Source organism: Microcoleus sp. K5-D4, from assembly GCF_036704575.1.
Taxonomy (GTDB): domain Bacteria; phylum Cyanobacteriota; class Cyanobacteriia; order Cyanobacteriales; family Microcoleaceae; genus Microcoleus.
The window spans coordinates 53631-59895 of record NZ_JAUBSD010000041.1 but is presented as its reverse complement, the minus strand read 5'-3'; the positions used below and the strand labels follow the sequence as shown (position 1 = coordinate 59895).

8 protein-coding genes and 1 pseudogene are annotated in these 6265 nt (G+C 45.4%); 7 read left to right on the top strand and 2 right to left on the bottom strand.

The features are described from left to right. Positions 1–71: 71 nt before the first annotated feature. Positions 72–362 (bottom strand): annotated as a pseudogene (locus QUA77_RS14915) (IS1 family transposase); the annotation flags it as partial. A gap of 111 nt (positions 363–473) precedes the next feature. On the opposite strand from QUA77_RS14915, the gene QUA77_RS14910 reads away from it, so the two are divergent. The 7 genes from QUA77_RS14910 (at position 474) to QUA77_RS14880 (ending at position 5164) form a co-directional block, all read left to right on the top strand. After that, positions 474–755: a tetratricopeptide repeat protein gene (locus QUA77_RS14910; RefSeq protein WP_333035873.1), complete on the top strand. Its 282-nt coding sequence runs from the start codon at positions 474–476 to the stop codon at positions 753–755. A gap of 148 nt (positions 756–903) precedes the next feature. After that, positions 904–1122, top strand: a complete 219-nt coding sequence (locus QUA77_RS14905; RefSeq protein WP_333340478.1) for a DUF3285 domain-containing protein — start codon at positions 904–906, stop codon at positions 1120–1122. A 206-nt stretch (positions 1123–1328) separates the two neighbouring features. Further along, positions 1329–1865, top strand: coding sequence for an rRNA maturation RNase YbeY (gene ybeY / locus QUA77_RS14900; protein ID WP_333184606.1), 537 nt, complete (start codon positions 1329–1331; stop codon positions 1863–1865). Between the two features lie 161 nt (positions 1866–2026). After that, the gene (locus tag QUA77_RS14895) at positions 2027–2536 is read left to right on the top strand and encodes a diacylglycerol kinase family protein (protein WP_333138264.1); all 510 of its coding nucleotides are present in this window, start codon (positions 2027–2029) and stop codon (positions 2534–2536) included. A gap of 180 nt (positions 2537–2716) precedes the next feature. Then, complete coding sequence (locus tag QUA77_RS14890; RefSeq protein ID WP_333374104.1) at positions 2717–3304, top strand: aminodeoxychorismate/anthranilate synthase component II; 588 nt, start codon at positions 2717–2719, stop codon at positions 3302–3304. Positions 3305–3562: 258 nt separating this feature from the next. Next, positions 3563–4345: an MBL fold metallo-hydrolase gene (locus QUA77_RS14885; RefSeq protein WP_333450879.1), complete on the top strand. Its 783-nt coding sequence runs from the start codon at positions 3563–3565 to the stop codon at positions 4343–4345. 165 nt (positions 4346–4510) lie between these two features. After that, a complete protein-coding gene (locus QUA77_RS14880) occupies positions 4511–5164 on the top strand; it encodes a fasciclin domain-containing protein (protein WP_333450878.1) in 654 nt (217 codons plus the stop codon). A 138-nt stretch (positions 5165–5302) separates the two neighbouring features. Here QUA77_RS14880 and QUA77_RS14875 read toward each other — a convergent pair whose 3' ends face one another. After that, complete coding sequence (locus tag QUA77_RS14875) at positions 5303–6238, bottom strand: cobalamin-binding protein (protein WP_333450876.1); 936 nt, start codon at positions 6236–6238, stop codon at positions 5303–5305. Positions 6239–6265 lie beyond the last annotated feature (27 nt).

Sequence of the window (6265 nt, the reverse complement as noted above, 5' to 3'; positions counted from 1 at the left end):
CCTTAAGTTTAACTCCAATTATGCTGCTTAATGTTTTGTTACATAAATATGTTTTTTCCCGCCTACCTACTTACTTCTGGAATTGTCTCTAGATCGTAAGCGGATGGTAGCAGCTTTCCAACTTGCTTGAGCCAATTAATTATTGTCGTGTGATGCAGGTCTTTGACTCTCTTGCTCGCACGAAAACCCATCCCATTGACATATATTTTTAGGTATTGATATTTAACTTCTTGCGCGTAACAATGCTGGGTTTGATAGCACTCTCTAAATTGTATGCCACAGTCAACAAAAATATAATTTTGCTTGCCTTTGTTCGGCGCATTTTTATTAACATGAGTTGACTTATATTCAGGAAAATTTATTGGCTTTGACTTTCAGTTAATTGGTTTTTGTGAATCGCTCACTCGCTCTATCGTACCTCTATTCAACAACGCCAGGAAAAGATTGGCAATGTTCGAGGGAAAGCTGCTACTTTGCACCAACTAGCAGGAATTTATGCCAATCAAGGGGAAGTAGCAAAGGCGATCGCACTTTATGAAGAATCTCTCGAACTTCAGGAAAAGATGGGCGATGTTCAAGGGAAAGCTGATACTTTCGCAATGTTAGGACTGTTGTTAGCAGATAAGAAGAGAGATTTTGACAAAGCTTTGAATTATTTACAGCAATCTTTGGACATTTTGCAGCATTTGCGATCGCCCGACGCGGAGACAGTGAGGCGAATTATTGCTGAAGTTCAGCGGATGGCTGATGGCTGAAGAAAGTTTAGCCCGATTCTCTGCCGCCCGAAACCAGCCTGCGGCAATCTGAAATCTAAAAAATCCTACACAAAACGTTACATATTTGTTACCATCGGGGCGAGTCTGTTCTCAGCAGCCCCTCTGTTAACCTTCTAAACTAACCGTTATGAGTCAACCTCCCTCAGCAATTCCCGCGTCAGAAGAGTCCGCCGAAAACCAGACAGCGCCGACAAACACTGCACCTCCACCGAGTTATGTCAAGCTGGCGATGCGGAACATGGTTCGCAAGCGGGCGACTTCTTTGTTTCATTTTGCCTTGACGGCGATCGGACTTTTAGGCGTACTCGTCGGTTTGGCTTTTCTCGATCGCTATTTCAATTCTTAATAGGGGATTCCAACAATCAGCCTCTAATTTCTGGTGATGTTTTTGATCTTTCTTAATCGGGAGTTAAGCTAATTGTTCTGCCTGCCTGTTGCAATCTCTAACAGATTACTGTATCTTTCCAGCAACAGCAAAATCCCCTGCCGTTCGATAGCGCAATTGGAATTTGTAAAAAAATTGAATATATCCCTTGACAGGAGAGCAAAAAAATGTTAATAGAGGTGAACGTCGAAGACTGTTACGGGCTCGCCCAGCAGTCAGCCGACGCTTCCAACCTCCCTGAGAGTGCAGCCAGCGGGGAGATTTCAGCCGAAACCTGGGAAAATTGGTTTAGCGTTTGGCTGGAAAACCAGGAAGAGTATGTGCCAGTCGCTCCGGGCTACGAAGTCAGTCTGCGTTTAACCGCCGATACGGAGATGCAAGCCCTCAACCTCCAGTACCGCCAGCTCGATCGATCGACCGATGTATTAGCTTTCGCAGCTTTAGAGGTAGACTGTCCTCAGCTAGAGGAAATGCAGTCATCTGAACCCCTATACTTGGGTGATATCGTCATCTCGATCGATACAGCTAACCGACAAGCTCAGCAGCAAGGACATCCCCTGAAGACCGAACTAGCTTGGCTGGCAGCCCACGGTTTTCTGCATCTTTTGGGCTGGGATCACCCGGATGAAGAAAGTCTGACTCAAATGCTCGATCAACAAGAAACATTGCTGCAGGCGATCGGTCTTGCGATCCAAACAGCATAACTGAAGTTGATGGTGATTTAACAAATCATGTCAAGCCCAACATAACTTTCTGAAATTAAACCAGAATTTTAGTAAAAACTTAGAAAAGTTACCTAGACTTGATGAAGTTAATTTGAAAAGTTTAGCTTTCATTCATCTCTGTAAATTAAAGTTGGTTCTTTATGACACTAGATAGACCCTCAATTTCATCACAAATCGCACAGTTTCTGCCCATGCCTCAAGACTCTTCTAGCCAGACAGTCCACGAGCCTAAAAAAGCCTTGAAATACAACCGAGAGCTGTCCTGGAAAATCGCATCTAGCTTAGCTACGAGTTTTAGATACGCTTGGGGGGGTCTGAGTTATGCTTTTGAAACTCAGCGCAATTTTCGGATTCACACTGTTATTGGCACTTTGGCGATCGGACTCGGCCTATTTTTGCAACTGAAACCTGTAGAAATATCTGTGATCGGCGTCACCATTGGCATAGTTTTAGCAATGGAACTGTTGAATACGGCGATCGAATCGGTGGTAGACTTGACAGTCGGGCAATCTTACCACGAACTAGCCAAAATTGCCAAAGACTGCGGTGCCGGAGCGGTTCTGGTATCGGCAATGGCTGCGATCATCGTCGGTACTGCACTTCTGCTGCCTCCTTTGTGGGCAGTCGTTCAAATTGCGATCGCCCGTTAGTAACTTATTGAGCCCAGAAAATTTTAGGTTTTAGATGACCAATTTGAGATTTTTAGTTTTATTCGTCTATATTGCAGCTATTTTTATCTTCGGCATCTATCTAAAATCTTGAAACCCTTGCTTTCAGGGAGCGAGTTAACCTAAAATCTAAAATCTAAAACCTAAAATCTAACTTAACCCGTGATTATAGTCATCGATAACTACGACAGTTTTACATACAATTTGGTACAGTATCTAGGAGAACTCGGTGCTGAGTTGCCTGTAGCAAGCGAAGTGCAAGTCTACCGCAACGACCAAATCTCCTTAGCAGAAATTCGCCGATTGCAGCCGGCAGCAGTGGTGATTTCTCCAGGCCCGGGGCGGCCGGAAGATGCGGGAATTTCTCTGGAATTAATCAAAGAATTGGGTCCGACTCTACCCATTTTAGGCGTGTGCCTCGGACATCAAAGTATCGGTCAAGTATTCGGCGGCAAAATTGTTTCTGCACCCGTGTTGATGCACGGCAAAACTTCTCAGGTAGAACACGCAGGAGTCGGAGTTTTTCAGGGCGTGGAATCGCCGATGATTGCAACTCGCTATCACAGTTTGGTAATTGAAAAGCAGAGTTGTCCAGAAGTTTTGGAAATTACCGCTTGGGTTGAAGACGGAACTATTATGGGCGTGCGGCATCGGGAATATCCGCACATTGAAGGTGTGCAGTTTCACCCGGAAAGTATTTTGACGACTGCAGGAAAGCAATTATTACGAAATTTCTTGGAAAGACTTTAGTTGAATTTCTCTGAATTTGTAGGGTTCGCTCTTATAGCACCTTACGGTGAGAGTAGGGTAAACATTTTCGCACCTGAACCGCCCCAAAAAGGATACAAGCCCCCCACTGCTGTCGTGGTGAACCCCAAATTTTAGATTCCTGTTCGAGATTCTAGATTCCATGCTGCAAGTAAATCTAAAATCTAAAATCTAAAATCGACTGCCGGTGTTTTGTGATATAACAACAAACGACCAACACCCGATAACCGCAACCACAAGATGAAACGGCGACAATTAATACGTTACGCACAGACGGGTTTGCTAGCAGCTTTAGCAACTGGTTTACCATCTGGATGGGAAAGCTATCAAGCTCAAACTGCTGATTCTTTGTCGATTCAGTGGTTGGGGCACACTTGCTTCTTGTTCGCCGGAGGCGGTGCGAGGGTGCTGGTGAACCCTTTTCGCCCCCTGGGCTGTACGGCAGGCTATCGCTCTCCTAAAGTGCCAACAGATTTGATTCTGATTAGCAGCCGGTTGCTCGATGAAGGGGCGATCGACGGATTTGCGGGCAATCCCGGCCTTTTGTACGAGCCAGGGGCTTACAGGTCTAACGGGCTGCGGATTCAAGGGATTCGGACAGAAAAAGACCGTGAGGGAGGAAGGCGCTTTGGGGTCAATGTGGCTTGGCTGTGGCAGCAAGCGGGCGTTAAGATTTTACACTTGGGCGGAGTTGCTGGCCCGATCGGCATTGAAGAACAAATCTTGATCGGGCGGCCCGATATCGTGCTGATTCCCGTAGGCGGAGGGCCCAAAGCTTACACTCCGGCGGAAGCGAAGCAAACTTTGCAACTTCTCAAACCAAAGATGGTGATTCCGACACATTTCAAAACCCAAGCCGCCGATGCTGCTGCGTGCGATTTGGTGCCGCTAGATGAATTCTTGGCGCTGATGGATGGTACGCCGGTGCGCCGATTGAATAATGACACGATTTCGATCAAATCTGGTGACTTACCCCAAACTGGTTCGGTGATTGAGGTTTTGAGTTACAGATTTAGCGGTTGATGCCAGATTTCTTAGGTTGCGTTATATTAAGGAAGTTTTGGTCGATCGGGGATGCAAGAGAAATTTCTCTCTATCTTAGCCTCTGGCAACCTTGCCTTTTGTCGAGATTTGGCTAACATAACAATTCATGTTCACGGTTTTATCTCATAAGGAAATGCAAGCGCAATGAAAAATCAAAATTTACCTAGCTGGATGAAACAACTCACAGGTTTCGCAGGAATAATTGGCGCTAGCGCGCTCATCGGTTTCCCGGCTTGGGCTCACATCACGTCCAACACCAAGGTTGCTAATGCAACTCAAACTCAACAAGTTGGAGGAAATGTGAAAACCGCTGCTTCACCGGCACCAACTGACGCTTCACAGGCACCAACTGGCGCTTCACCGGCACCAACTTCCGCTACTAAGGATATTGTTGCTATTGCATCTGGCGACGCTCAATTCAAGACGCTGACCAAGGCTTTGGGAGCGGCTGGTTTGGTTACAACTTTACAAGGAAAAGGCCCTTTCACTGTTTTTGCTCCGACTGACGCGGCATTTGCTGCTTTGCCAAAAGGAACTGTGGAGAATTTGCTCAAACCGGAAAACAAAGCCCAACTTACTAAGATTTTAACTTACCACGTTGTTCCTGGTTCGGTTTTATCTACTAGCCTGAAATCCGGCGATGTTAAAAGTGTTGAAGGCACCTCGCTGAATGTGGCAGTTAGCGCAGGCAAAGTTACTGTCAGCGGCGCTAATGTTGTGAAAGCTGATATCAAAGCTACCAACGGCGTTATTCACGTAATTGACAAGGTATTGATGCCCCCTGCTTCAACAAAGTAGGACTAGCGTTTTTTGCATCAATTGATGTCAGATTCGGTTAAATGAAAGCGAAATAAGGACACAACAATGTTGTGTCCTTATTTGTAGGGCAGGCAATTCAGAATTAATATACATGACGCTTTAGCTACCTGCGGGTACTTACAAAAATGGCTGCCAACCCTTACCTCGATAGCCAAAATCGAAGATTTCGGGATGGATAATTTCTGCTAAAATTTCTAACGAATCAACCAATCTCGGCCCCGGCCGATTAAAGTATGAATTGCCGTCAGTTATGTAAACTTTCCCCGTTTTTACTGCTTGCAAATTAGGCCATTCTGCGTATTTAGTTATCTGCATTGCTTCGCTGCGAGTGCGGTTTAAATCAAAGCCGCAAGGCATGAAAATAATTACATCGGGATTAGCTTCTACTAGCGATTCCCATTTTAACCAAGGGGAATGTTCGCCGACAATTCCAAACAGCGAATTGCCTCCCGCCATTGCGACTAATTCGGGAATCCAGTTACCCGCAGCCATCAAAGGTTCAATCCACTCGATGCAAGCTACTTTGGGAAGTCTCTCTTTTGTGGTAATAATAGAGGATGCTTGTGTTTTCGAGGTAATAGCATCGATGCGGGATTGCAAAAGGTCGATCGCACTTTTGCCATCTACGCCCAAAGTATCAGCAACTCGCTGAATATCCGTCCAGATTTCTGCTAGCAGATTCGGCTGCAAAGAAATAATTTCTGGCTTGCTATTTACCAGCGTGCTTACCGCTTGTTCAACCTCTGTTAGAGAACAAGCGCAGACTTCACATTGAGCTTGAGTAATAATGTGAGTCGGCTGCAATTTTTCCAAAGTATCTATTTCTACTTTATACACGCTGAGGGCATTTTGCAACAATTCTGTCACGCGGTTGTGAATTTCGCTGCTAGTTCCTTCGGGATTGAATTTAGGCTGAGTGCAAACAGGTAAATTTTGGATTTCTGGGGGATAGTCGCATTCGTGGGAACGACCCACAATTGCATCGGTTAATCCTAAAAGTGCTACAATTTCGGTGGCACTGGGAATTAGAGAGACAATTCTTGGTTGGTTCATTGGTTTTCTGTTTTTTACCGATTCGGA